The sequence below is a fragment of the Alcaligenes faecalis genome (assembly GCF_002443155.1).
GTDB lineage: Bacteria > Pseudomonadota > Gammaproteobacteria > Burkholderiales > Burkholderiaceae_B > Alcaligenes > Alcaligenes faecalis.
In genome coordinates, this window is the sequence record NZ_CP023667.1 from 3,927,609 (window position 1) to 3,950,546 (window position 22,938).

The following is a 22,938-nucleotide window of genomic DNA, read 5'->3' on the forward strand; positions in this document are numbered from 1 at the left end:
ATTATTATGAGAGTTGAAACAGCCTGGCCGCATTGCCATAAAACAGCTTGTCCAGAATTGCATCCTTGAAACCTAGCTGCTGGAAGTCCTCAATACTCTGGCGAATCGGGCGGAAGGTGTAGGACGAGCCAAACAGCAATTGCTCGGACAGAAAGCTGTTGGCTGCCTGCACATAGCCCTCATGACCTGGCTGGAAAATGTACATATCCGGCACCAGATGTACGTTCTCGTGCAGAAAGGCCAGACCTATGGCCTGCTGCACATTGGGCCAATAGCCGTGATAGACCACCAAAGGCAGATCCGGGAAGGCTTTGGCCACTTTGGCCAGCCCGGCCGGGTCGTTGTAGCGCGGGTCTGGCGTGGTGGGACCACTCATCAAAAAGACGGGCACTTTCAGGTGTCGCGCCAGCTCGTAAACGGGCCAGTAAATCGGATCATCGGGGTGACGTGCCGGCACACCAAAACCCGGCTCGATATCAATGCCCGACAAACCCAGCTCCTTGATGGCGCGTTCCGCCTCGGCCAGGGCCTTTTGCTCGCCTTGCAGGGCCGGATCTATACCGGCAATGCCCAGCAATTCTTCGTGTCCATGCACGATCTGGTGAATGGTGTCGTTGGGCAAATGTTGCGATGGCGTGTGGCGGCCTACGACGACCGCTTTGCTCAGCCCAGCCTGGCGCACTTCTTCAAGAAAGCCTTCCTGACTCAGCGACTTTTCAAAGTGGGTATCGCTGCCACGAGTGCCTACGCGGCGGTTCAGCCAACGCGCGGTAGCATGTTCTGGCGAGCCAGGTTCGGATCCGAAGAATTTGTGCAGAAAGGCAGGTCGGCAGCGTAGATCGATTATTTTTTGGCTCATGATGCAGAAGAAAGTTGCTGGTTTTGAACACCGCGTGCGTCAAAGGCGCCGCCGGTCTGGGCGCGATCACTGACGGTGACGGCGCGTTTGCCCAGAAGTGGAAATACCAGCTCGGCAAAGCGGATGGATTCTTCCAGATGCGGATAGCCCGAGAGCACGAAGGAGTCCGCGCCCAGGTCTATGTATTCCTGCAAGCGCTGGGCCACGGTCTGGGCATCGCCTACCAAGGCGGTGCCTGCTCCGCCGCGTACCAGTCCTACGCCTGCCCACAGATTGGGCGAGACTTCCAGCTGATCGCGACGGCCACCGTGCAAGGCGGCCATGCGTTTCTGGCCTACCGAGTCCATGCTGGCGTAATTGGCCTGCGCCTTGGCAATGTCCTCGTCCGTCAATTTGCTGATCAGGCGATCCGCCTCGGCCCAGGCTTCCTCATTGGTTTCGCGCACGATCACGTGCAGGCGTACACCCAGCCTTAATTTGCGGCCACGGGCGGCGGCACGGCGGCGGATGTCCTCAAATTTCTTGCCCACCGCAGCCGGTGGTTCGCCCCAGGTCAGGTAGGCATCGACATGCTCGGCAGCCAGCTCGTGTGCGGCATCCGAGGAGCCGCCAAAGTACAAGGGCGGATAGGGTTTCTGCACAGGCGGGAAGTAGTTGCGGCCATTCTCCACCTTGAAATGCTTGCCCTGAAAATTCACGGTGTCGCCAGAGAGCAATTGACGCCAGATCGTCAGATACTCATTGGCGTATTCGTAGCGGGAGTCATGGTCCAGAAATACGCCTTCGGCCGCCAGTTCGGTGGCATCGCCGCCAGGCACTACATTCAGCAGCAAACGGCCATGCAGGGCCTGGTCCAAGGACGCTGCCTGACGTGCGCTGGAGACTGGCGCGCCCAAAGAGGTACGTAGTGCCACCAGCAGCTTGATGCGCTGGGTAACAGGAACCAGGCTGGCCGCCACCACCCAGGGGTCCAGGCAAGAGGCGCCGGTAGGAATCAGCAAGCCGTCATAATCCAGGTTCTCGCTGGTGACGGCAATGCTGCGCAGATACTCGTTGGTGGGCGCGCGGCCAAAGTCGGATTTGCCCAGATAGCGGGTGTCGCCCGAAGTGGGCAGGAACCAGAAAATATCGGGCGTGGTGGAGGTGATTTGGCTCATGCTGCCTGGGCCTCCAGAACGGTGTTTTGCAGCGGCAAGCGCGCTTGAATGCTGTGCAGCACAGGCACTGCCAGATCAACGGTGCGTTGGATGTGCTGTTGCAGGGCGGAACTAGTGACTTCGCCATCCTGAATCTCTTCGGGCGTGGCATAGACTCCGATGGGCAAGGTCAGAGACTGGAAGAAGCTGAACAGGGGACGCAGTTGATGTTCAATGACTAGAGCATGGCGTTGGCTGCCACCAGTGGCAGCCAACAGCACAGGCGTGCCGTTCAGGGCATTCATGTCGACCAGATCGAACAGGTGCTTGAGCAGGCCCGGAATGCCTGCGCGAAAGATGGGCGAGCCCACGATCAGAAAGTCGGCCTGCTCAATGGCCTGGATGGCCTGATGCGCATGGGAGGGCAAGGCGTCGGTGGACAGGGCCGCGCCCAGTTCGGGCAGCAGGCTGACCAGCTCGATGTTTTGCACGTCCAGTGCCAGTTGATCGTTCAGTGTGTCGCGCAGCGTGTCCAGCAGTACTTGGGTGCGGGAGGGACGGTGCAGGCTTCCATTCACAATAACGGTTTTCAGAGGGCGGCTCATGGCAATTCCTTGCAGTGAAATCAGGACAAGATGCCGCCAGAAAACGGGGGCACCTGTGCGAGTCAATGCCTTGTATTACATGCCTGATCGCTGTCGTCACGAAAGACAATTCGCTCATGTGTTTATGGCCGATAAGTGTCCTTACTCTTTTGATTTGCTTATGAAAATCAGTATTGTTGAATGTGAAAAAATGAGCTGCCAAATGGCATGAATATGAAGAGTGTCAGGAGTAAAGCGAAGAGTCTGCCGCCCATGTTTTTCGGGGGCAAAAAAGCTGATCGGAACAGGAGTGCCAGAACTGGATAATGCGCCGCTGTGTTGTGCCAGAGCTGGATAGTTCGGTGCCAAATGGATCCATAGAATGAAAACAAGCCAATCCGGGGGGATTGGCATCCGACTGTGTCATACACGCAGCGGTTTTTATTTCTATGAGAGAGACAAGTCATGACCCAAAACAGCACCCCACCCTACATCGAGATCGAAAAGCGCATCGACAAGGTACGCGATGAATACGCTCTGGTTGAAGGCCACTTCGATACGTCTGAAGAAACCTCCCCCTGGATTCCTTTCGGCCCCAATATCTGGCTGCGTCACCTGAGCTTTGATATTCGCAACAACACTTCGGTGCACATCATGCGTGCCGACAAGGGTGGCTCCCTGGGTCGTCACCGTCACCGCGCTGTGGTGACCGGCTACATCCTGTCCGGCAGCCTGCGTTACGAGGAATACGATTGGGTGGCTCGCGCTGGCCATTACATCCATGAAAGCCCCGGCCGCACTCACACCCTGGTATCCGATGAAGGCATGGAAACCCTGTTCCACCTGGGCACGCCCATCGAGTTCCTGGACGAGAACGACAATATCCTGGAAATCATTGATGTGTTCTGGATGATCGACCACTACACCAGCTACTGTAAGAAGCACAATCTGCCCATCAACCAGTCCATGTTCATTTAAGACTGTTTGAGGCTTGTGTGCCGTGTCTGCCCCGTTTGATGGGGCAGTTCCTTGAAGCGTTGCTGATAGTAGGCAGAAAACCGCCCCAAATGCCCAAAGCCATGCGCCAGTGCCACCTCGGTGACATTGGGGCGGGGTCGGCTTTGCAGCACCTGATGGGCGGCGTCCAGACGCAGATTGCGTACCCAGCTCATGGGGGACTGCTTGTAGTGACGACGGCACAGCAGATGCAGGAAGCGGGGACTCACACCCGCTGCCTGAGCCAGATCATCCAGTGAGATGTTGCTGTGCAAATGCGCCAGCACATAGCTCCTGGCCTGGAGCAGACGCATTTGCCCTGCCCGGGCTGCGGCTCCCATGGATTCATCCACCAGAGCCTGCACAGCCTGTTCGTCGGCGGGATGACATAATAGGAATAAAGCCAGGCTGCTTTCAATATGCTGCGTCCAACTGGCCGAACGGTCGCTATGTTGCGCTGGGAGCAGAAGCAGGTGCTGGATGAGGTTGGCCCATTGCGGGCCCATACAGGGGTCCAGCTTGTAGACACAGCCTCGGGTCAAGCCTTCTTGTGTCAGCGTCTGATGGCCCACGCCATCAAACAAGCTGTAGGGGATCTTCACGATCAGCTGTTCGCAACCGGCTTGCCACAAGGTGCGCACATGGTGGCGAGGGGATACCACCGCAATATCGCCGGGATAGGCTGTTAATTTGTGATGGCCATCGCTGATGAATTCGGCCGTGCCTTGCAAGGGCATTTGCACCAGACAGAAGTCTCCGAAGGCATCGGCCTGGATTTCCACTTCGGCACCGTAGCCCAGCCGCATCAGGCTGATCTGATCAATATCTCGGCGGTACAGGCTGGTGTTGATGCGCCCGCGACCCCAATGCAGGGCATGCCGGGAAATGGCCCGACTCAGTGGCTGATGAGACAGCTCGGCGCTGTGGGAATGAAAGACTGGATGACGGTACAACACCGACAGATCCAAGCCATTTTCTGCCGACATTGGGAACCCCTTGTTCCAGAGCATAAGGATGCGCGTGACCAGTGCCTAGTGTAGAAGTTGCGCGGCTGGGCGGGCATGGGGGCTATCCCTGATCGGGGTTTGATGGTTTTGGAATATTCTTTATTTACAGATAGATAGACGGTCTTCTATTTTATTTAAGTTTAAAAGAAGCCGTCTGTTTTTTGGTGCCGTGCTTGAGGCTTGAAGAAGTCGGCAGCAGGAGTTTTATCGCCCCTGTGCCCGATCCCCTTTCAAGGTCATGACAGCGCTTTCCACTGTCGCAATCATCTTGCCGTCTTCGCGCTGGATTTCACAGCGGTAATGGCTGATGCTGCGCCCGCGATGCGTGGCCCAGGCACGGGCTTGCAGCCGTTCTTGCCAGACTGGCCGCAGAAAGGTGGCTTTCAGATCAATGCTGGTAAAGCTTTCGCCTTCCTGCATCAAGGTGGAATGGGCCGTGCCGATAGCGGCATCGGCCAGTTCGCACAAAAGGCCGCCATGTACAGTGCCCTGCTGGTTGCCATGCAAGGCAGCGTCTGCATCCAGCTCCAGCGTGGCGCTGGCTTCATCTATAGCGGTAATACGAAAGTTCAGCAGCCGGGAGATTGCGGTGGGGTAACGCATATGCGTGTGCTCACCCTCCGTTAGCGTGCCATCCAGTTGGCGTTGCAGATATTCCAGTACGGGTAAGTGGCGAGATGAGCTTGGCATGGTGGCTCCAGTAGCTACTAGGCGATTTGAGAAAGTGGTACTGGCCTTGAGGGGGCTCTTGGCGGATCAATCCATAGTGTGCAAGTCTCGTGGCTTAGCGTAAAAGCGCTTGCCCCGGCGGATTTACGTCGTAAACGGAGAGGGTCATGCTGCGGTCAGCCTTAAATAAAAGGTCGAATAATCAGTTGCAGGCCCAGGACCGCCAGAAACAGCAGCAAGCATTGCTTGAAGCGGCGCGGGCTGATGCGCACGCGGATCTTTTGTCCCAGCCACATACCCAGCAAAGCCGGAACAATCACCAAGGTAGACATGCCCAGCTGGTTCAGCTTGAACACATCGTGCATGAACAGACCGCCAGCCAGCGCGATGGTGGAGATTGTGAAGGACAGCCCCAAGGCTTGTACCAGCTCGTCTTTGTCCAGATTCAGGGCTTGCAGATAAGGGACGGCTGGCATCACAAAAACGCCGGTAATACCGGTCACGACGCCGGTTACCAGGCCAATCAAGGGCGAAAGCCAGGGTTCGAAGCGGGGCGACACGGTCAGGGCGGGGGCGGTAAGCGCATAGCCTGCATACACCAGCAGCGCGATACCCAAGGCCATGCCCGATAGCTGCGGCGAGGTATTGGCCAGCAGCGTTGAGCCCCAGAGCGTGCCCAGCACAATGGTCAGCATCATGGACCAGAGTCTGCGCAGCAAAGCCAGCATGGACGGCCCGGCAAAGCATTGCCAGACATTGGTGATGAAAGAAGGCAGTACCAGCAAGGCGGCGGCCGAGGCGGGCGACATCACCAGACCCAGCAAGCTCATGGCGACCGTGGGCAGTCCCATGCCGGTAATGCCTTTGACCATGCCCGCTATCAGGAAGATGGCACTGAGTAGAAGAAGGAAAGAGAGAGATTCGTGCATGCCTGTATTGAAGCGTGGCAGGCAGGTGCACACAATGTGGATTTAAGGCGCTATCCTTCGGTTTATCCGAAGGGTTTTCAGGAGTGGTGATGCGACTGGGTCTGGCCGATCTGCATTTGTTCTTGAGCATTGTGGATGCAGGCAGCATCACACAGGGAGCGGTACGTGCGAATCTGGCTCTGGCTTCGGCCAGCGAGCGTTTGCGCCGTATCGAGGACGATGCCGGCGTTGCTTTGCTGGAGCGCCTGCCACGGGGAGTCGTCACCACAGAGGCAGGCGAGGCGCTGGCCCACCATGCCCGTTTGATGCTGCGTCAGCATGATCTGCTGAAAGGCGAGTTGCAGGATTTCGCTGTTGGAGCGCGGGGGACTTTGCACCTGTATGCGAATACGGCGGCCTTAACCGACTTTCTGCCATCCCGCCTGGCACCCTGGCTGGCACAGCGACCCAATCTGCATATCGAGCTGAAAGAGCGTACCAGCGCAGATATTGTGCGTACGGTTGCCGCCGGTTTGGCCCAGGCCGGTGTGGTGTCGGATGCAGTGCAGGCACCGGGGCTGGTGCTGGAGCCGGTGGCCAAGGATCATCTGGTGCTGATTATGGCTGCGGCTCACCCCTTGGCGGCACACAGCAAATTGAGCTTGCAGGATGTTTTGCATAAGCCCTTCGTGGGCCTGATGCCGGGTAATGCCCTGCAAGACCATCTGGACGAACATGCTCGCGCAGCGGGCCATGCTTGGGTGCAGCGCATCCGTATGAAAACCTTCGAAGGGCTGTGCCAGATGGTGGCCCACGGTGTGGGCCTGGGGATTGTGCCGCAAGGCGTGGCCAGCCGCTACAGGCGTCGCCATGGCTTTGTGGCGCGGCCTTTGAGTGACGCCTGGGCCAAGCGCTCCTTGTGCCTGTGTTATCAGGACTGGGGCGCCCTATCCAAACCCATGCAGCGCTTGTTGCAGCATTTGGGGTCTAAGGAGACTGTCTGAGCCCACGTTTTTTGTGAAAACGTGTTCACGGAGCTGCATGCTTTCCAAGCCGCCAGGGGGCAGATGCCAGGCGTAAGGTTCATGCTGATTTCCGCATTTTTTGTCGGATTCAGCGATCTGTTTTTCTATTGGTGGTGCTTTGCAACTCTGTCGTTTGATGACTGGCTCTAATGCCGGAGCTCACCTTCTTTGTTTTCGCTTAACACCCTAGTGGGTCAGGCTGACAAATAGTGAGCGGCCGGTGACCTTATTCCAGCCCTTCCAGTTTGCTGGCAACAAGCGGCTCTTGCGATTCTGCTGGCTCTGCCAAGTTGATCTTCACTCCAATATCGGCCGGTTTCGCGTAGTGCAGGCTGCTGGTCACCAAGGCATTCACGCCTGTTGCGGCGTAGGCGGCTGCATTGCCTGCATGAATCCCTCCCGCCGCCAGAATGGTGATGTTGGGATGCGCTTTGCGTAGCGCAGGTACGATTTGCGCCAAGGTTTCAGGCGGGACTTTGTCGAACTGCACCACATCTGCGCCAGCCTGGGCCGCGCTATAGGCTTCATCCAAATCTGCTGCTTCGATTACGATTTTCTTCTCGCACAAAGCGTATTTGTGGCGGGCAATTGCACGGCTTACTTCTTCCCAGCCACCCATCAGTGCGCGGTGCTGGGGGAAGATCAAGATGGTTTCACCCAAGCCCAGCCGATGCGGCATGGCACCACCGGATAGCGTGGCTTTCAAGGCCAGTTTGCGCACGCCAGGGGCATGTTTGCGGGTGGTCAGCACCGCCACCGAGGCATTCACCGTTTGCACGGCCTGCACGACTTGATGCGTCAGGGTGGCGATACCGCAGGCAAACTCCAGCAGGTTCTGGCCCACCTTCCAGGCGCGCAGCAAGGCTTTGGCGGGGCCTTGGGCCAGCAAGATGGTCTGACCGGGCATGGCCGCCACGCCGCTGGGGGTGTAGTGCTGGGTCTGGCCGCCGCAAGAGCGCACAATCTCGGCCACTTCTTCGGTGCCTGCTACGCGGATATGATCACGCACGACGTAACGCAGCGTGGTGTGTTGGTTGTGCAGGCCCAGCATGTGGCTGGTCAGATCCAGGTAGGACGCATCCTCGCCAATCCATTGGTCGATTTGGCTTTGTTCAAAAAAAACCGTCATTTTTGATTCCCGTAGCGCCGCAGCGCCCAAAAGCAGGCTAATGCCGTCAGCCCCAGCAACCAGGACAGCGCATTGGCACAGTCTGTGTCGCCGTCCAGGACGGCGTTGTAGATTGATAAAGACAAGGTTTCGGTACGGCCCGCAATATTGCCACCCAGCATCAGCGAGATCCCGACTTCGCCCAGCGCCCTGCCGCCCGACAGAATCAGGCCCGTGGCCAGGGCGGGCCGCAGCAAGGGCAGTTCTACCCGGAAGAAGTAGGACCAGGTGCCGTGGCCCAGCGTAGCCGCTGCTTCACGCAGCCTTGGCGACAGGCTGTTCATGCTGTTTTGCACGGGTTTGACCATCAAAGGCAGCCCGGCGATAAATGCGGCAATCAACAAGGCCGCAGGCTGAAAGACAATATTGGGTGACCAGCCGGTGGCACTGGCCAGCCAGCCCTGTCTGCCCAAGGCAAGCAGCAGCAAATAACCGATGACAATCGGTGGAAAAACCAGCGGCAGACTCACCAGCGAATCGAGTAATCCGTGGCCCGGAAAGCGTTTTCTGGCCAGTACCCACGCCAGTGCGACCCCCAGAACCAATTGGGCCACCAAGGTGGCGGCCAGCACATAGACACTCAGGCCCAGCGAGCTGCTGGAGCAGCTCATCCAGACAGACATTACAGGCCGTGGCGCTCAAGAATGGACTTGGCCTTGTCCGTGCCCAGGAACTGGGTCCAGGATTGCAAGGCAGGGCTTGCAGGGCGGTCCTTGAGCACGGCCAGGCTCAGATCAATCGGATCGTGACATTGGGCCGGCATGGGCAGGATGGTGCCCAGCTTGTCCTTGTGGGCCAGCGCTTCGCTGCGGTTGATGAAACCGGCGTCCACTTCGCCGTTCAGCAAGTAAGTCGATACTTGCGGCAGCATGGCGACTTCAATGGTGCGACCATCGGCCTGGATTTTTTCACGTTCCATGCAGGTAGTGGCGGCGCGGCCGTAAACCGTTTTCCTGGCATCGCCAATCGCGATGCGGGCGTAGCTGGGTTGCTGCAAATCCTGGATGGAATCAATGGTCTTGCCCATGGGCACGGCCAGCATCAGGGCACCCTGGCTGATGTTCACGAACTGCTGGGCAATGCCCATAGGCTCCAGAAAAAAGCGGTCGCCAATAATGGCGGCAATATCTGGATTTTGCTCGCTCTGGGCGCGGACCTGCTGCATATTGCCAAAGCTGCTCTCTACCGTCAGGCCTGTTTCTTTATTGAAGGCTTCCATCAGTTCCGTGACGGGCTTGCGATAGCCTGCGCCGGTGGCAATCAGCAGGTCGGAAGCGTGGGCCGTGGTGGTGATCGCCAGCAGGCAAGCGGCGGAAAACAGCAAAGATTTCATGGGGTTTCCTGTCGGTCAAATACGTTATGAGTTCGAGTTTATAACGAGAAGAGGCAGACAGGGATGTTCGCTACGCTCCGAAGCCGGAGCCCCGAGACTCAAACCTGCTTGAAGACTTGGAAAGGCTGCTTGTGCCGAGCGACGATTCAACTTCCTCTTTGCCGCAAATCAGGAACTAGGAGACGAAAAAAATCCCCATCCTGAACCAGCAAGATGGGGATTTTGGGGGCACTCGCCACCCGGAGTCAGGCTCCGGGCGACATCGTGTGCTTTAGGCTTGAGCGGCTTTGAATGCCAGACGCCATTGGTGCAGCAAGGGCTCGGTGTAGCCGTTAGGCTGTTCCAGACCCTTCAGAACCAGATCCTGAGCGGCGCGGAAGGCAAAGGAGCCTTCAAAGTTGCCGGCCATGTTCTGGTAGGCTGGGTCGCCCGCGTTTTGCTGATCCACCACAGCAGCCATGCGCTGCAGGGTTTCAACCACTTGTTCGTGGGTGACGATGCCGTGCAGCAGCCAGTTGGCGATGTGCTGGCTGGAGATACGCAGGGTAGCGCGGTCTTCCATCAGGCCTACGTCGTGGATGTCAGGCACTTTGGAGCAGCCCACGCCCTGGTCAATCCAGCGAACCACGTAACCCAGGATGCCCTGAGCGTTGTTGTCCAGTTCTTCCTGGATTTCCTTGGCGGACCAGCTGGTGTCAGTGGCCACAGGAATGGTCAGGATGCTGTCCAGGTAGTCGTTGGTGTCGCCTTCCAGACCCTTCTGAACGTCGACCACATTGACTTGGTGGTAGTGCAAGGCGTGCAGCGTGGCAGCGGTAGGCGATGGCACCCAGGCGGTGTTGCCACCGGCCTTTACGTGACCAATCTTTTGCTCCAGCATTTCAGCCATCAGGTCAGGCATGGCCCACATGCCTTTACCGATCTGGGCACGACCACGCAGACCGCATTGCAGGCCGATCTGAACGTTGTTGCGCTCGTAGGCAGGTTGCCAGTCAGCTTGTTTCATGTCGGCCTTGCGCACTACGGCGCCAGCTTGCATGCAAGTGTGGATTTCGTCGCCAGTACGGTCCAGAAAGCCCGTGTTGATGAACACAACGCGCTCGGTGGCCTGGGCAATGGCTGCCTTCAGGTTCACGCTGGTGCGGCGCTCTTCGTCCATGATGCCCAGCTTGACGGTGTTGGGAGCCAGACCCAGCAGGCTTTCCACGCGGTCAAAAATTTCGCTGGCAAAAGCCACTTCGTCAGGACCGTGCATTTTGGGTTTGACGATGTACAGCGAGCCGCTGCGCGAGTTTTTCTTCAGTTCCAGATCGCGCATGCCGATCAGGGTGGTGATCACGGCGTCCAGAATGCCTTCAGGGATTTCGCGACCTTCGCCGTCAATGATGGCAGGGTTGCTCATCAGGTGACCGACGTTACGCACGAACATCAGGGAGCGGCCAGCCAGAGTCTGGGTAGCGCCCTTCAAGTCGGTGTACTGGCGATCGTCAGCCAGGCGGCGCGTAAAGACCTTGCCGTCTTTCTTGATTTCTTCGGTCAGCGAACCGGTCACCAGACCCAGCCAGTTGCGGTATGCCAGGACCTTGTCGTCGGCGTCCACGGCAGCCACGGAGTCTTCGCAGTCCATGATGGTGGTCAGTGCGGCTTCCAGAACGATGTCTTTCACGCCAGCCGGGTCGGTCTTGCCGATGGGGCTGTTGGGGTCGATCTGCAGTTCAAAGTGCAGGCCGTTGTGCAGGAACACGATGGCTTCAGGCGCATCGGGCTGACCGCGGTAACCCAGCAGGGTCGAGGCGTCTTTCAGACCGGTGGTGCCGCCGTTTTCCAGGGTGACGCGCAAAGCGCCGTCAGCGATGGTGTAGGAGGTAGCCTGATCGTGGCTGCCTTGAGCCAGAGGAATGGTGTCGTTCAGGAACTGACGGCCAAAGGCGATAACCTTGGCACCGCGCACGGCGTTGTAGCCACCGCCACGCTGAGCACCGTCAGTGTCAGGGATGGCGTTGGTGCCGTACAGCGCGTCGTACAGGCTGCCCCAGCGTGCGTTTACGGCGTTCAGCGCGTAACGTGCGTTCATGATGGGCACAACCAGCTGAGGACCACCTTGTTCGGTGATTTCGGTGTCGACGTTGGCCGTGTTGACCTTGACGTTGGCAGGCGCTTCTTTCAGATAGCCGATGGAGCTCAGGAAGCTCTTGTAGGCAGGCATATCGGTGATGGGGCCTGGGTTGGCCGTGTGCCACTTGTCCAGTTCGACTTGCAAGCGGTCGCGTTCGGCCAGCAAGGCGCGGTTTTTAGGAGCCAGATCATGGACCAGCTTGTCGAAACCAGCCCAGAAGGCTTCGGAGGAGATACCTGTGCCGGGCAGGGCTTCTTGTTCGATGAACTGATGAAGCACCTCGGCGACTTGCAATCGCTGGCAGGAGATTCGAGTGGTCATGTGTACCCTTGCTGATAGTTAAAAGTGATTCGGTACAGCGGCAGGCCAAACGGCCGTGCTAACTGCAATTACCTGGTCAAGAGCACATTCAGAACTTGCTGAAATCGCGGGTGGATAGACCCACGCGGCGCCAGGACACAAATGACATCAGAGGGCGAGCAGATTGCTTGAAGCGAAAATCATTAAAATACGCTAACCCATTGTAAATTAGCCTAAATACAAGCTAATTTGCGCGATGACGAGCTATGTCTCACACGCATGCCGAGCACACTGCCAGGTTGGATAACTTAAATTATGAAGGACTGACGCAAGCTGGATTTAATACTAAAAGTATTAAGACTACATACTTAATGTATTTACTGGTTTTGGGCAAGTCTTATATATGAGGTAGAAGACGTGCCTGACTTCCACTTGCCATCATAAGCTGCCTCACCAGGCCCTGCTTGAAATACTTGATATGCCCGCCAAGCCGCTTGTTCAGCGCCATTAGCATAAAAACAGGGCTTTGGGATGCAGGGTCGCGCAAGGGGGCTGTTGGCCGTATTGGAGAAAAGTGGAATTTGCCCAAAACCGGGGTAAAGGCACTGATTCAAATAAGGTCCGTGAGTAAATTTCGTCTCAAAACCACAGATAGTCATGTCCACTGTGTGGACAGTGGGGCTTGTGGTTCAGTCAAAAACCAGTAACGACATTTGCGGTGGACGGAAATGCTCACCTGCTTGTCCAGGCAGTCCTGACCTGGTCTTGAACATGGCCTGCATGACTGTCATGGCAAGGGGGGCGCACCTGCTTATTAGTTGCTGGGGGACCAGAGTCAGATTATGGCTGCATTGAATCGGGTCGAGTGGGCAAGCCGGCTGAGTTCCGTCAACGGTATAGCGGTGATGTCATAAGGTGCAGGCAAGTTGGAAGCTGTGTGAGACAGCGCTGAATTTGTCATGGAGCCGTGTAGGAGGCCAGACAATAAACAGCTTATGATGCTTGCAGATCTGCTTGTCTTTGTTTCCCCTTGGAATACTTGTTATGTCTGATCCCAGCGGTTTTTCTCGTATCACGTCCACGCCTGAATTGGTTCCGTTCAAGGGCTATCAGGACGCAGGCCAGGCTTTGGAGCAGTTGCGCCATATCTACGATCGCAATACCGCTTTTTTGCGTGATTCCTTTGCCCAGTGTCTGGAAACTGGCTTTCCACGCGGGCAGCGTTTCAGAGCCTGCTATCCTGCGGTGCGCTTGCGTGTCGATACCTATCAGGAAGTGGATAGCCGTCTGTCTTACGGGCACGTGGTTGAACCTGGTGTGTACATGACCACCATCACCGCCCCTGGCCTGTATCACGATTACTTGCTGGAGCAGTTGGAACTGCTGCTGCGCAATCATGGTGTGCAGGTGGAAGTGGGTGAGTCTTCCGTGCCCATCCCGCTGCATTTCGCCTTGAACAACGGCGTGCAGTCTACCGTGACGACCGTACCCGAGTCGCCCGGTGACACCTTGCGCGATCACTTCGATGTGCCCGATCTGGCCTATATGGACGATGCCATTGTCAACGGCACGTGGGAGCGTGTGCATAACGAACCGTTGCCGCTGGCTCCTTTCACCGCGCCGCGTATCGACTATTCCTTGCATCGTTTGCAGCACTACAGCGCCACCCGGCCCGAGTACTTCCAGAACTTTGTGCTGTTCACCAATTACCAGTTCTATGTGGACGAGTTCTGCCAGTGGGCGCGTGAAGTGCTGCAGGCTGACGACCAGGGCTATATCGATCTGGTGGAGCCGGGCAATATCATCACCCCCGCAGGTGCGAATGCTTCAACAACAGGCTCGCCCCTGGCTCGTGCGCCACAGATGCCCTCTTACCATTTGCGCCGTGCCGATCATTCTGGCATCACGCTGATCAATATCGGTGTGGGACCATCCAATGCCAAGACCATTACCGATCACGTGGCCGTCTTGCGCCCTGCCGCCTGGCTGATGCTGGGCCACTGCGCCGGTTTGCGCACCACCCAGCGTTTGGGCGATTACGTGCTGGCCCATGGCTATGTACGTCAGGACCACGTGCTGGACGAGGATCTGCCCACCTGGGTGCCCATCCCTCCTCTGGCAGAAATTCAGGTCGCTTTGGAGCAGGCCGTGGCCGAGGTGGCCGGGCTGTCCGGCTGGGAGCTGAAACGCATCATGCGTACCGGCACGGTGGCATCCATTGATAACCGTAACTGGGAGCTGCGTGACCACCACGAACCGGTGCGCCGCTTGTCCCAGTCGCGGGCGATTGCGCTGGATATGGAGTCCGCCACGATTGCCGCCAATGGTTTCCGCTTCCGTGTGCCGTATGGCACCTTGCTGTGCGTGTCGGACAAGCCCTTGCATGGCGAGCTGAAACTGCCGGGCATGGCCAGTGAGTTCTATGCACGACAGGTTGGCCAGCATCTGCACATTGGTATCCGGGCGCTGGAGTTGCTGCGCGAGATGCCCAAAGAAAGGCTGCACTCGCGCAAGCTGCGCAGCTTTCTGGAAACGGCGTTTCAATAAGATATTGCAGGCCTTGTTAGTGCCTACGCGCCTGGGTGAGTGGTGGGCTCGTAGCACTGGCAAACCACCTTTGGCGGCTTAAGAAATAGGCCGTGCTACCAAGTGGAGCACAGCCTCTTGGTTTCTTTGAGGGCAGCAGGGATCCATATGGATAAAGCGTTTCAAGATTTTTATGCAGACAACTTCAGCCATTGCTACGGCTGCGGCAAACATAATCCCGACGGGCATCAGCTAAAGAGCTATTGGGACGGTGACGATACCGTGGCCCGCTACACACCCAAGCCAATTTACAGCGGGGGTGTGCCTAATCATGTGTACGGCGGTTTGATTGCTTCTTTGCTGGACTGCCATGGCACCGCTTCCGCGGCAGCTTTCATCTATCGGGATTTGAGTATCGAGATGGGCACCAGCGAGGAGCCGATCCGTTGTGTGACTGCCTCCCTGAAAGTGGAGTTTCGGCGTCCTACCCCGATGGGGACGGAGCTGACGGTGCAGGGTAAGTTGCGTGAGCTGGATGGGCGCAAGGTCTGGGTAGACCTGTCGCTAAGCGCGAATGGCGAGGTCTGTGCAACGGGAGAAATGCTGGCGATCCGCTTCAAGGAATAAGCAGGTTTGTGAGGCCAGTAGACTGTAAAGAATGTCCTTAGCTTGTGTCGCGGATGTATAGCGCTTGTTTCTTCGAGGGTAACCCAGTGCTCGAAAGTACCCCCACACGGAGCTCCTAGGCTGGTGTTTTCATGGGGCTTTTTGGGTGGGAGCGATAGCCAGACAAGAAAAAACCGGGCCCATTCAGGCCCGGCTTTTCGTCTTTCAATCCCAGGCTAATTAGCGGCTCGCAGCAATCGCGTCGCGTGCTTTCTTCACCAGGTCTTCGCCGATGGTCTTGGTCCACTTCTCGACCACGCCTTCGGTTGCCTTGGCAAAGGCAGCATGCTGCTCAGGAGTTAGCGTAGTGACCTTCACGCCGTGTCCTTCGATCTCTTTGAGCAAGGCAGGATCTTCAGCGGTGATGCCGGTGCGGGCAATCACGATTTCACGTTTGCCGGCTTCAATAGCGGCTTCACGCACGATCTTCTGGTCTTCCTCGCTCCAGGATTTCCACACGTCACGGTTCACCACAAACACCAGTGGATCAGACACGTAGTTCCACAGGGTCAGGTATTGCTGCTGCACGTCGTACAGCTTGGCACCGGCGTAAATGGACAGGGGGTTTTCCTGGCCGTCTACGGCCTTATTAGCCAGTGCGGGTTGTGCATCCGCCCAGCTCATTTGCGTGGGGTTGGCACCCAGGGCGCTGAAGGTGTCCATGTACAAAGGTGAACCCACCACACGCAGTTTCAGGCCCTTCATGTCTTCAGGCTTGGTCACTTCGTGCTTGGAGTTGCTGAGCTGACGGAAACCGTTTTCACCCCAGGCCAGAGGCACTACACCGGCTTTCTCGATGTAGCCAAACAGGTCCTTGCCGACTTCGCCATTGATCAGGGCGTCAGTGGCTTTGGCGTCAGGTTGCAGGAATGGCAGGGAGAACAGGTTCAGCTGCTTGATCTGGGGGGACCAGTTGATGGTCGAGCCCACGGCCATATCAATCATGCCCTGGCGAATGGCGGTGAACTCGCGCGTCTGGTCGCCTTGCACCAGCGAGGTGCCAGGGTAGATCTTGATATTGATGCGGCCATCGGTGCGCTCGCGCACCAGGTCAGACCAGATCACGGCGCCTTGGCCCCAGGGGAAGGTGGTGCCCACCACGATGGACAGCTTGTACTCGGATTTGTAGGCGGCTTGCGCTGCCGGAACCACGGCCAATGTGGCGGCTGTGCATGCCAGAGCGGCCAGAATGTGACGTAATTTCATGGGTCAGGTCTCCCTTTCTATGAGTTGTGTTGCAGTCTTGTGGTTTTAGTTAAAGCCCAGGTAGCGTGGCAGCCACAGGGCAATTTCGGGTTCTGCGATCACCAGCAGCATGGTCGAGCCCATACCCAGCAGTAGCCAGCCTACCCAGCGCAGGGTGCTTTCCATAGGGACGCCCGCGATACGGCAGGCCACCATCAGGTTTACGGCGACTGGCGGGGTGAACTGGCCCAGGGCCACGTTCAAGGTCAGCAAGACACCGAACCAGACGGGATGCCAGCCAAAGTTGTAGGCAATAGGCATGAACAGCGGCACAAAGATCAGGAAGATCGAAATGCCATCCAGGAACATGCCCAGCACAATCAGCATGACAATCATCAGCGCCAAAATGCCGTACTCGCCCAGACCGGAATTGATGATGGCATTGGTGACAGGGTCAATAATGCTCAGGGTGGACAGAGCCCAGGCAAAAATACCGGCCAGCGCCACGACCATCATGATGACGGCTGATAATTCGGCGGCTTCCCGCAGGATCAAAAACAGATCGCGGAACTTGATGGTGCGATGGATGACCATGCCCACGAACAGGCCGTAGAACACGGCCACAACCGCCGCTTCGGTGGGGGTGAACAGACCCAGGCGCATACCGCCCAGAATGATCACCGGCGCAATCAGGCCCCAGGCGGCTTCTCGCAGGCTGCGCCAGAAGGGTGGACGTGGCAGTTCGGCTTCGGCCAATCCCAGCTTGTGACGACGCGACAGCCAGATGGCCGGAATAATCAGGCCAATACCCGCCAGAATGCCGGGGAACATACCGGCCGCAAACAGCGCAGGTACGGAGGCCTCGGGCACCAGCACCGAGTAAATAATGAAGGCGATGGAGGGGGGAATCAGAATGTCGGTGGCAGCACCCGCGCCCACAATACTGGCCGCAAAAGGACCGGGATAGCCCGCGCGTTTCATGGCGCCGATCATGACCGCGCCCACGGCGGCGGCGCAGGCCGGGCCGGAGCCGGAAATACCGCCCAGGAACATGGCCACGCCAATGGCAACGACGGGCAACATGCCAGGACCACGGCCAACCAGCGCTACGGCAAAGTTCACCAGACGGCTGGCCACGCCCGAGCGGTCAAAAATGGAGCCCACCAGCACAAACATGGGAATGGCCAGCAAAGGGTATTTGGCCAGACCGGCGTAAAAGCTTTGCGGCACGGCCATCAGGCCAAACCAGTGCGTATCCAGGTTGGACATCAAAATGGCAAAGGCACCGCCTATACCCAGGGATACGCCAACGGGCACGCCCACCAGCATCAAACCAATGAAGATGACGAACAGCAACGTTGCAATCATGATTTGGCCTGCCAACGACGCACCCACATGCCCAGCAAACGCAGGCTCAGAGTAGTAGACAGGATGGGCAGCCACATGCTGTACCACCAGGTCGGGACACCAATGGACGGCGAGGTATCACCCCACTCGAACTCGTCCAGGGCCATGCGGCCGGACAGAATGGCCATGCCGACAAAGAACAGCAGGCTCATGCCAATGCCAAACAGGGCCAGGCGGCGTTGACGACGCTGTGTGCCCGCATCGGCAAAGACTTCAATACGAATGTGCAAGTGGCGCACACAGGCGCTGGCACCGGCATTCATGGTCAGGACCACCAGCAGGAAGATGGAGATTTCCTCGGTCCAGGCAAAGGAGCTATCGGTCAGATAGCGCACAAACACGTTGGCAAAAGTAATTAATGCCAGGGCCGCCATGATCAGGACCGAAGCCCAGTCTTCTATTTGCAAGGGAATACGCAGGCCGGATTCGGCGGGCGAGGCGGCGTGATTATCAGGTGTATCTGTAGAACTTGAATCCATGAGATCTGTCAGATTTGGCAATAAAGCTACATGCTAGCGGTCAAAGACGGGGCTGGCAGTGAGTAATTTCCCCCGGTGCAAACGCACCCTTGGGCCTTGTTTGGCCTGGGGAGAGACGATAGGGATTTGGGGGCGAGGGCACACGCAATAGGGGGGTGGTGCTTCGCCTAGCTGATGAGGTGTAAAACCTGGCCCGGCACGACAGATGGGCCTGTGTGTGGCGCTCTGAGAGGCCCGACTGGGGTGTTGCCGGGCTTGCTGTGCGGGTGATTAGCAAGGGTGCAGGCTGCCGGTGGGGCAGCCTGGGCTAATGCAAGCTGGGGGACAGCTTACTCTTTTTTACGGTCCTTTTTCCCTTTTTTGCCTTCTTTGTCCTTTTTGGACGCTTTTTTGTCTTTATTTTTATCTTTGTTTTTGGCTTTGTCTTTTTTCTTCTTTTTGCCTTTCTTGTCTTTTTTGTCTTTGGAGCGTGCAGACTCGTTATCGTCGTCCGTGTCCGCGTCTTTATCCTGATCGGACTCGCCCTTTTCTGCCTGCTTATTGGCAGCGGCTTTCAGATCAGCGGTTTTTTGTTTGGATGAAACCGGCGTTGTACGGGCTTGCTCCATTTCTGCATCCAGCTCGGCAGCCACTTCACGCAGCTCGTCTGCCACAGCCTGGGAGCGATCCGATTGCAGGGCAATCATGGTGCCACGGCATTGGGCAGCGCCACACAGACAGCGATAGTTCTGCTTGAGCTCCTCGGTAATTTCATCGTCGATGACCAGCGAGTAGTCGTACAAAAGCTCTTCCCCGGCGGGAATATCGCGCATGGCCACAATAAACACGCGTGATCCGTCCACGTTCTCGTGACCCTCACAGTTGGGGGCGCAAGAGTGGTTGATCCAGCGCGAGTCATTGCCGCCCTGACCACCGTCCACAATTTTGCCGTTGCTCAAGGCAAAGAAAAACGTGTGAAAAGGCTCGTCCGGATTGACCGGGAACAGGGCATCGGCTTGTTCGGGTGTCAGCCGCTTGCCTGCGTATTGCAGGATGCGAGTTCCGGCAGGAATATCGCGTAGCGCAAAGACGCCATTGCCGTGCAGTTTGGACGGTTTGACGACGTGCCAGGGTTGGCGTTGAGTGACCATGGGGAATCAGCCTGTAAAAGGGGATAAACTGGACGGCGATCTCTATCTTACAAAACATGCAGGGCTACGCAACCATGTCACTTGAAACGACCGCCCACAACGGCGCGCAAATCTTGCTCGAAACCTTGATCGCTCAGGGTGTAGATACCATTTTTGGTTATCCTGGCGGAGCGGTGTTACCGCTCTATGATGCTCTTCATGCACAACCGCGAATTCGTCATATTCTGGTCCGTCACGAGCAAGCAGCCGTACATGCGGCCGAAGGCTATGCACGCAGCACCGGCAAACCTGGCGTGGTGCTGGTGACATCGGGCCCTGGTATGGCCAATACCACCTCCGGTTTGCTCGATGCCTTGTGTGATTCTATTCCTGTCCTGTGTATTAGTGGTCAAGTAGCGACCACCGCAATTGGTACCGCTGCGTTCCAGGAGTGTGATGCGATTGGCATTTCCCGCCCTGTGACCAAGTGGAATGCCCAGGTTCGTCGCATTGAAGACGTGGCCTCCCTGACGGCCAAGGCCTTGCGCCTGTGTACCCAGGGCCGCCCTGGCCCGGTGCTGCTGGACTTCCCCAAAGATATTCAGATCGCCACCCTGCCCGCTGCCAGCAGCGAGGCTCCAGTCCAGGAAGAGGCCGACAGCCTCTTGGCTCCTGCCGCTCCGGCCCCTGCGCAGGAAGCGGCGATCAAACGCGCGGCTGCCATGATTGCGCACGCTCGTCGCCCCGTTTTTTACGGTGGTGGTGGCCTGATCAACTCCGGTGCCGATGCCAGCCATGCCTTCACCAGCCTGGTTCAGGAAACCGGCGCACCTTGTACGCTGACCTTGATGGGCTTGGGCGCTTACCCCGCACGGGATGAGCAGTTTGTGGGCATGTTGGGCATGCACGGCACGCTGGAAGCCAATCTGGCCATGCACCATGCGGATCTGATTATCTGTGTAGGTGCTCGTTTCGACGACCGCATTACCGGCCGTCTGTCTGATTTCTGCCCGCATGCCAGCAAGATTCATATTGATATCGACCCCGGCTCCATCGACAAGGTGGTGCGTGCCGATGTGGCTCTGGTGGGCGATTGCTATCCCCTGCTGCGCGCCCTGCGCAAAGAGCTGTCGCACCACGAATTGCCTGAAGGTCGCTTGAATGACTGGTGGCAGCGTATTGGCGTGTGGCGTGCGCAAGAGTGCTTGAAGGTCACTCCGCGCAGCGATGCAATTTTGCCGCAGCATCTGCTGGAACGCCTGGATGCGCACCTGGAAGGCCGTGATGCCATCGTGTCTACCGATGTAGGCCAGCACCAGATGTGGGCGGCGCAATACATCAAGTTTGATCGCCCTCGCCGTTGGCTGACCTCGGGTGGAGCCGGCACCATGGGTTACGGCGTGCCGGCCGCTTTTGGGGCGCAGATTGCGCATCCGGACAAGCTGGTAGTGTGCGTCAGTGGTGACGCTTCGGTGCTGATGAATATTCAGGAACTGGCCAGCGCCGTGCAGCATCGCACGCCGATCAAGGTGATTCTGTGCAATAACCGTCACATGGGGATGGTGCGGCAGTGGCAAGAGCTGATTCACGATGGCCGCTACAGCCACAGCTATAACGAAGCCATGCCGGATTTTGTGGCCTTGTCGCGCGCCTTTGGCTGGGAAGCCGAACGCGTGGAGCACCCCGATCAGCTGGATGCGGCGCTGGAGCGCTGCTTGGCTCATGACGGCCCCTTCTTCCTGAACGTGGAAGTGCTGGCGCTGGAAAACTGTTTCCCCATGATGCCAGCGGGCTATGGCCATCAACAGGTCATGCTGTCCGAAGATAACTGGTACGTAGAAGAATAAGGTGCCCGGCTGGGACACAGGCGTAAAAACCCCTATGTCCCAGCCCGAGCACTGCGCATTAAATACACTGATCCATTCAGACAGGAGGGGCATGCATGATGTACCGTCACATGAAGAACCGTCTTTTGGCCGCGGGTTTGATGCTGGGTTTAGGCCTGGCTGCGGGAGCGGCTACGGCTCAAACGTCCTTGAAGTTGGCCTACGCCTTGTCCACCAGCTCTCACTATGGTGCGGGTGCAAAGGCCTTTGCCAGTGCCTTGGAAAAGGATGGCAATTACACCATCGAGGCCTTCCCCAACAGCGCCCTGGGTGGCGAGCGTGAAGTCATTGAAGGCCTGCAACTGGGCACAATTGATCTGGCCATTGTCTCTACCGGCGCAACCCTGAACTTTGTGCCCAAGACCGGCGTATTCGATATCCCTTTCCTGTTCCGTGATCTGCAACATGCCCGTCATGTGTTGGATGGCAAGATCGGCCAGGACATGCTGGCTGAATTTCCCAAGCGCGGGATTGTGGCGCTGGCCTGGGGTGAGCAAGGTTTCCGTCACCTGACCAATAATGTGCGTCCTGTCACTACCCCGGCGGATGCCAAGGGTTTGAAGATACGCACCACAGAAAACCCCATCCATATTGCGGCCTTCCGTGAAATCGGCATTCTGGCGACGCCTATGGCCTGGCCGGAAGTGGCGACGGCCTTGCAACAAGGCACTATCGACGGCCAGGAAAACCCCTTGTCCGTGATTGTGTCGGCCAAGCTGCCGCAGCTGCAAAAGTATCTGTCGCTGACTGCACACGTGTACGGCCCGGCCTTGGTGCTGATGTCTCCGGCGGTATATGACGGCCTGTCCGATCAGGACAAGCAGTTGATGAAAGATGCCGGCGTAACGGCTGCCCAGGCCATGCGTGACTACGTGGACGACATCGAGAAAACTGGCGTAGATGCCGTCAAGGCGGAAGGCATGCAGGTCAATACGGTTGACCACGCGGCATTTGCCAAAGCGGTAGAGCCCGTCTATCCCCAGTACTACAAACAGTTCGGCCAGGAGCTGGTCGAGGCCATTCGTCAGACTCAGTAAACGGCGTTCATCATGAAAGCGCTGCTGTCTGTGCTGGACAAGGGCCTGTTTCGTCTGGTGTCCTGGGTAACGCAGTTGCTGCTGCTCTCGGCAGTGGCAGCTGCGTTCTATCAAGTTATCGCCCGTTTTGTACTTCAGTCGCCCGCTGACTGGAGCGAGGCCTGGTCGCGTGCTGCCTTGATCTGGACGGTCATGCTGGGTCTGTGTCTGGCCCTGCGTCAGGGCGCCATGCTGAGCGTGGATGTGCTGCGACTTTGGGTCGGGCAGCGGGCACAGCATTGGCTGGATGTGGCCGTGCTGCTTGCTTGTCTGACCTTTTTCGGCCTGCTGACCTGGGTCGGCATTCAAATGACCTGGCGGGTACGGTTTCAGACCATGCCCAGCCTGGAGTGGTCCATTTCCTGGGTGTATATTGCGATCCCGATTGGCGCTGTGCTGGCCATTCTAGGATTGCTGGCCCGTTGGCTGGAAAAACCGGCACCCGCTGTGGTGGATAACACGCAGCTCTAATTCAAGACCTGATTCCGTGCCTGTAAAGCACC

The 22,938-nt window shown here is 57.6% G+C and carries 21 protein-coding genes; 7 read left to right on the plus strand and 14 right to left on the minus strand.

Annotated elements, in window-relative coordinates; translation table 11 throughout:
• Nucleotides 1-4: 4 nt before the first annotated feature.
• From CPY64_RS18260 to msuE, 3 genes are read right to left on the minus strand one after another with little or no spacing between them, the layout of a single operon-like run.
• Nucleotides 5-859: an amidohydrolase family protein gene (locus CPY64_RS18260; protein ID WP_042484851.1), complete on the minus strand. Its 855-nt coding sequence runs from the start codon at nucleotides 857-859 to the stop codon at nucleotides 5-7.
• On the minus strand, nucleotides 856-2,016 hold the full coding sequence (gene ssuD, locus CPY64_RS18265) for an FMNH2-dependent alkanesulfonate monooxygenase (RefSeq protein ID WP_042484846.1): 1,161 nt from the start codon (nucleotides 2,014-2,016) through the stop codon (nucleotides 856-858). The genes CPY64_RS18260 and ssuD overlap by 4 nt, the downstream gene beginning before the upstream one ends.
• The gene (msuE, locus tag CPY64_RS18270) at nucleotides 2,013-2,600 is read right to left on the minus strand and encodes an FMN reductase (protein WP_042484843.1); all 588 of its coding nucleotides are present in this window, start codon (nucleotides 2,598-2,600) and stop codon (nucleotides 2,013-2,015) included. The genes ssuD and msuE overlap by 4 nt, the downstream gene beginning before the upstream one ends.
• Before the next feature lie 444 nt (nucleotides 2,601-3,044).
• On the opposite strand from msuE, the gene CPY64_RS18275 reads away from it, so the two are divergent.
• Entirely contained in the window at nucleotides 3,045-3,557 is a 513-nt protein-coding gene (locus tag CPY64_RS18275) for a 2,4'-dihydroxyacetophenone dioxygenase family protein (RefSeq protein ID WP_026483888.1), read from the plus strand.
• On the opposite strand, the gene CPY64_RS18280 is transcribed toward CPY64_RS18275, so the two are convergent.
• From CPY64_RS18280 to CPY64_RS18290, 3 genes are all read right to left on the minus strand, one after another.
• Nucleotides 3,554-4,561, minus strand: a complete 1,008-nt coding sequence (locus tag CPY64_RS18280) for an AraC family transcriptional regulator (RefSeq protein ID WP_042484841.1) — start codon at nucleotides 4,559-4,561, stop codon at nucleotides 3,554-3,556. The two genes, CPY64_RS18275 and CPY64_RS18280, sit on opposite strands and share 4 nt — an antisense overlap.
• A 225-nt stretch (nucleotides 4,562-4,786) precedes the next feature.
• A complete protein-coding gene (locus tag CPY64_RS18285) occupies nucleotides 4,787-5,272 on the minus strand; it encodes a PaaI family thioesterase (protein WP_042484838.1) in 486 nt (161 codons plus the stop codon).
• A gap of 161 nt (nucleotides 5,273-5,433) precedes the next feature.
• Nucleotides 5,434-6,180: a sulfite exporter TauE/SafE family protein gene (locus tag CPY64_RS18290; RefSeq protein WP_042485277.1), complete on the minus strand. Its 747-nt coding sequence runs from the start codon at nucleotides 6,178-6,180 to the stop codon at nucleotides 5,434-5,436.
• Between the two features lie 89 nt (nucleotides 6,181-6,269).
• Between CPY64_RS18290 and CPY64_RS18295 the strand changes: the two genes are divergently transcribed.
• The gene (locus tag CPY64_RS18295; RefSeq protein ID WP_042484835.1) at nucleotides 6,270-7,163 is read left to right on the plus strand and encodes a LysR family transcriptional regulator; all 894 of its coding nucleotides are present in this window, start codon (nucleotides 6,270-6,272) and stop codon (nucleotides 7,161-7,163) included.
• A 247-nt stretch (nucleotides 7,164-7,410) separates the two neighbouring features.
• On the opposite strand, the gene modD is transcribed toward CPY64_RS18295, so the two are convergent.
• The 4 genes from modD to CPY64_RS18315 form a co-directional block, all read right to left on the minus strand.
• Complete coding sequence (gene modD / locus CPY64_RS18300; protein WP_042484833.1) at nucleotides 7,411-8,313, minus strand: ModD protein; 903 nt, start codon at nucleotides 8,311-8,313, stop codon at nucleotides 7,411-7,413.
• Nucleotides 8,310-8,975, minus strand: coding sequence for a molybdate ABC transporter permease subunit (gene modB / locus CPY64_RS18305; RefSeq protein WP_171902913.1), 666 nt, complete (start codon nucleotides 8,973-8,975; stop codon nucleotides 8,310-8,312). Before modB ends, modD begins: the two co-directional genes overlap by 4 nt.
• Nucleotides 8,975-9,685, minus strand: a complete 711-nt coding sequence (gene modA / locus CPY64_RS18310; RefSeq protein WP_052362937.1) for a molybdate ABC transporter substrate-binding protein — start codon at nucleotides 9,683-9,685, stop codon at nucleotides 8,975-8,977. The genes modB and modA overlap by 1 nt, the downstream gene beginning before the upstream one ends.
• Before the next feature lie 271 nt (nucleotides 9,686-9,956).
• Entirely contained in the window at nucleotides 9,957-12,122 is a 2,166-nt protein-coding gene (locus CPY64_RS18315; RefSeq protein WP_042484830.1) for a malate synthase G, read from the minus strand.
• A gap of 1,023 nt (nucleotides 12,123-13,145) precedes the next feature.
• On the opposite strand from CPY64_RS18315, the gene CPY64_RS18320 reads away from it, so the two are divergent.
• On the plus strand, nucleotides 13,146-14,648 hold the full coding sequence (locus CPY64_RS18320) for an AMP nucleosidase (protein WP_042484828.1): 1,503 nt from the start codon (nucleotides 13,146-13,148) through the stop codon (nucleotides 14,646-14,648).
• Between the two features lie 147 nt (nucleotides 14,649-14,795).
• Nucleotides 14,796-15,254, plus strand: coding sequence for a PaaI family thioesterase (locus CPY64_RS18325; RefSeq protein ID WP_042484825.1), 459 nt, complete (start codon nucleotides 14,796-14,798; stop codon nucleotides 15,252-15,254).
• Between the two features lie 219 nt (nucleotides 15,255-15,473).
• Here CPY64_RS18325 and CPY64_RS18330 read toward each other — a convergent pair whose 3' ends face one another.
• The 4 genes from CPY64_RS18330 to CPY64_RS18345 all read right to left on the minus strand — a co-directional run bounded on the left by CPY64_RS18330 (nucleotide 15,474) and on the right by CPY64_RS18345 (nucleotide 19,494).
• Nucleotides 15,474-16,499 carry a DctP family TRAP transporter solute-binding subunit gene (locus tag CPY64_RS18330; protein ID WP_042484822.1) on the minus strand — a complete coding sequence of 342 codons (1,026 nt, stop codon included), beginning with the start codon at nucleotides 16,497-16,499 and terminating at the stop codon, nucleotides 15,474-15,476.
• 45 nt (nucleotides 16,500-16,544) lie between these two features.
• Entirely contained in the window at nucleotides 16,545-17,846 is a 1,302-nt protein-coding gene (locus CPY64_RS18335) for a TRAP transporter large permease (protein ID WP_035269297.1), read from the minus strand.
• Entirely contained in the window at nucleotides 17,843-18,364 is a 522-nt protein-coding gene (locus CPY64_RS18340; RefSeq protein WP_042484816.1) for a TRAP transporter small permease, read from the minus strand. Before CPY64_RS18340 ends, CPY64_RS18335 begins: the two co-directional genes overlap by 4 nt.
• Nucleotides 18,365-18,693: 329 nt before the next feature.
• Nucleotides 18,694-19,494, minus strand: a complete 801-nt coding sequence (locus CPY64_RS18345) for an SET domain-containing protein (protein WP_042484812.1) — start codon at nucleotides 19,492-19,494, stop codon at nucleotides 18,694-18,696.
• Between the two features lie 56 nt (nucleotides 19,495-19,550).
• Here CPY64_RS18345 and ilvB point away from each other — a divergent pair, with 56 nt between their 5' ends.
• The 3 genes from ilvB to CPY64_RS18360 all read left to right on the plus strand — a co-directional run bounded on the left by ilvB (nucleotide 19,551) and on the right by CPY64_RS18360 (nucleotide 22,906).
• The gene (ilvB, locus tag CPY64_RS18350; RefSeq protein WP_042484810.1) at nucleotides 19,551-21,320 is read left to right on the plus strand and encodes a biosynthetic-type acetolactate synthase large subunit; all 1,770 of its coding nucleotides are present in this window, start codon (nucleotides 19,551-19,553) and stop codon (nucleotides 21,318-21,320) included.
• A 110-nt stretch (nucleotides 21,321-21,430) separates the two neighbouring features.
• Nucleotides 21,431-22,396, plus strand: a complete 966-nt coding sequence (locus tag CPY64_RS18355) for a TRAP transporter substrate-binding protein (protein WP_026483872.1) — start codon at nucleotides 21,431-21,433, stop codon at nucleotides 22,394-22,396.
• A 12-nt stretch (nucleotides 22,397-22,408) separates the two neighbouring features.
• Nucleotides 22,409-22,906, plus strand: a complete 498-nt coding sequence (locus CPY64_RS18360) for a TRAP transporter small permease (protein ID WP_042484807.1) — start codon at nucleotides 22,409-22,411, stop codon at nucleotides 22,904-22,906.
• Nucleotides 22,907-22,938: the final 32 nt, after the last annotated feature.

Coding starts and splice junctions, on each gene's coding strand:
- CPY64_RS18260 (WP_042484851.1), bottom strand. CDS start 859: ATGAGCCAAAAAATAATCGATCTACGCTGCCGACCTGCCTTTCTGCAC.
- ssuD (WP_042484846.1), bottom strand. CDS start 2,016: ATGAGCCAAATCACCTCCACCACGCCCGATATTTTCTGGTTCCTGCCC.
- msuE (WP_042484843.1), bottom strand. CDS start 2,600: ATGAGCCGCCCTCTGAAAACCGTTATTGTGAATGGAAGCCTGCACCGT.
- CPY64_RS18275 (WP_026483888.1), top strand. CDS start 3,045: ATGACCCAAAACAGCACCCCACCCTACATCGAGATCGAAAAGCGCATC.
- CPY64_RS18280 (WP_042484841.1), bottom strand. CDS start 4,561: ATGTCGGCAGAAAATGGCTTGGATCTGTCGGTGTTGTACCGTCATCCA.
- CPY64_RS18285 (WP_042484838.1), bottom strand. CDS start 5,272: ATGCCAAGCTCATCTCGCCACTTACCCGTACTGGAATATCTGCAACGC.
- CPY64_RS18290 (WP_042485277.1), bottom strand. CDS start 6,180: ATGCACGAATCTCTCTCTTTCCTTCTTCTACTCAGTGCCATCTTCCTG.
- CPY64_RS18295 (WP_042484835.1), top strand. CDS start 6,270: ATGCGACTGGGTCTGGCCGATCTGCATTTGTTCTTGAGCATTGTGGAT.
- modD (WP_042484833.1), bottom strand. CDS start 8,313: ATGACGGTTTTTTTTGAACAAAGCCAAATCGACCAATGGATTGGCGAG.
- modB (WP_171902913.1), bottom strand. CDS start 8,975: ATGTCTGTCTGGATGAGCTGCTCCAGCAGCTCGCTGGGCCTGAGTGTC.
- modA (WP_052362937.1), bottom strand. CDS start 9,685: ATGAAATCTTTGCTGTTTTCCGCCGCTTGCCTGCTGGCGATCACCACC.
- CPY64_RS18315 (WP_042484830.1), bottom strand. CDS start 12,122: ATGACCACTCGAATCTCCTGCCAGCGATTGCAAGTCGCCGAGGTGCTT.
- CPY64_RS18320 (WP_042484828.1), top strand. CDS start 13,146: ATGTCTGATCCCAGCGGTTTTTCTCGTATCACGTCCACGCCTGAATTG.
- CPY64_RS18325 (WP_042484825.1), top strand. CDS start 14,796: ATGGATAAAGCGTTTCAAGATTTTTATGCAGACAACTTCAGCCATTGC.
- CPY64_RS18330 (WP_042484822.1), bottom strand. CDS start 16,499: ATGAAATTACGTCACATTCTGGCCGCTCTGGCATGCACAGCCGCCACA.
- CPY64_RS18335 (WP_035269297.1), bottom strand. CDS start 17,846: ATGATTGCAACGTTGCTGTTCGTCATCTTCATTGGTTTGATGCTGGTG.
- CPY64_RS18340 (WP_042484816.1), bottom strand. CDS start 18,364: ATGGATTCAAGTTCTACAGATACACCTGATAATCACGCCGCCTCGCCC.
- CPY64_RS18345 (WP_042484812.1), bottom strand. CDS start 19,494: ATGGTCACTCAACGCCAACCCTGGCACGTCGTCAAACCGTCCAAACTG.
- ilvB (WP_042484810.1), top strand. CDS start 19,551: ATGCAGGGCTACGCAACCATGTCACTTGAAACGACCGCCCACAACGGC.
- CPY64_RS18355 (WP_026483872.1), top strand. CDS start 21,431: ATGAAGAACCGTCTTTTGGCCGCGGGTTTGATGCTGGGTTTAGGCCTG.
- CPY64_RS18360 (WP_042484807.1), top strand. CDS start 22,409: ATGAAAGCGCTGCTGTCTGTGCTGGACAAGGGCCTGTTTCGTCTGGTG.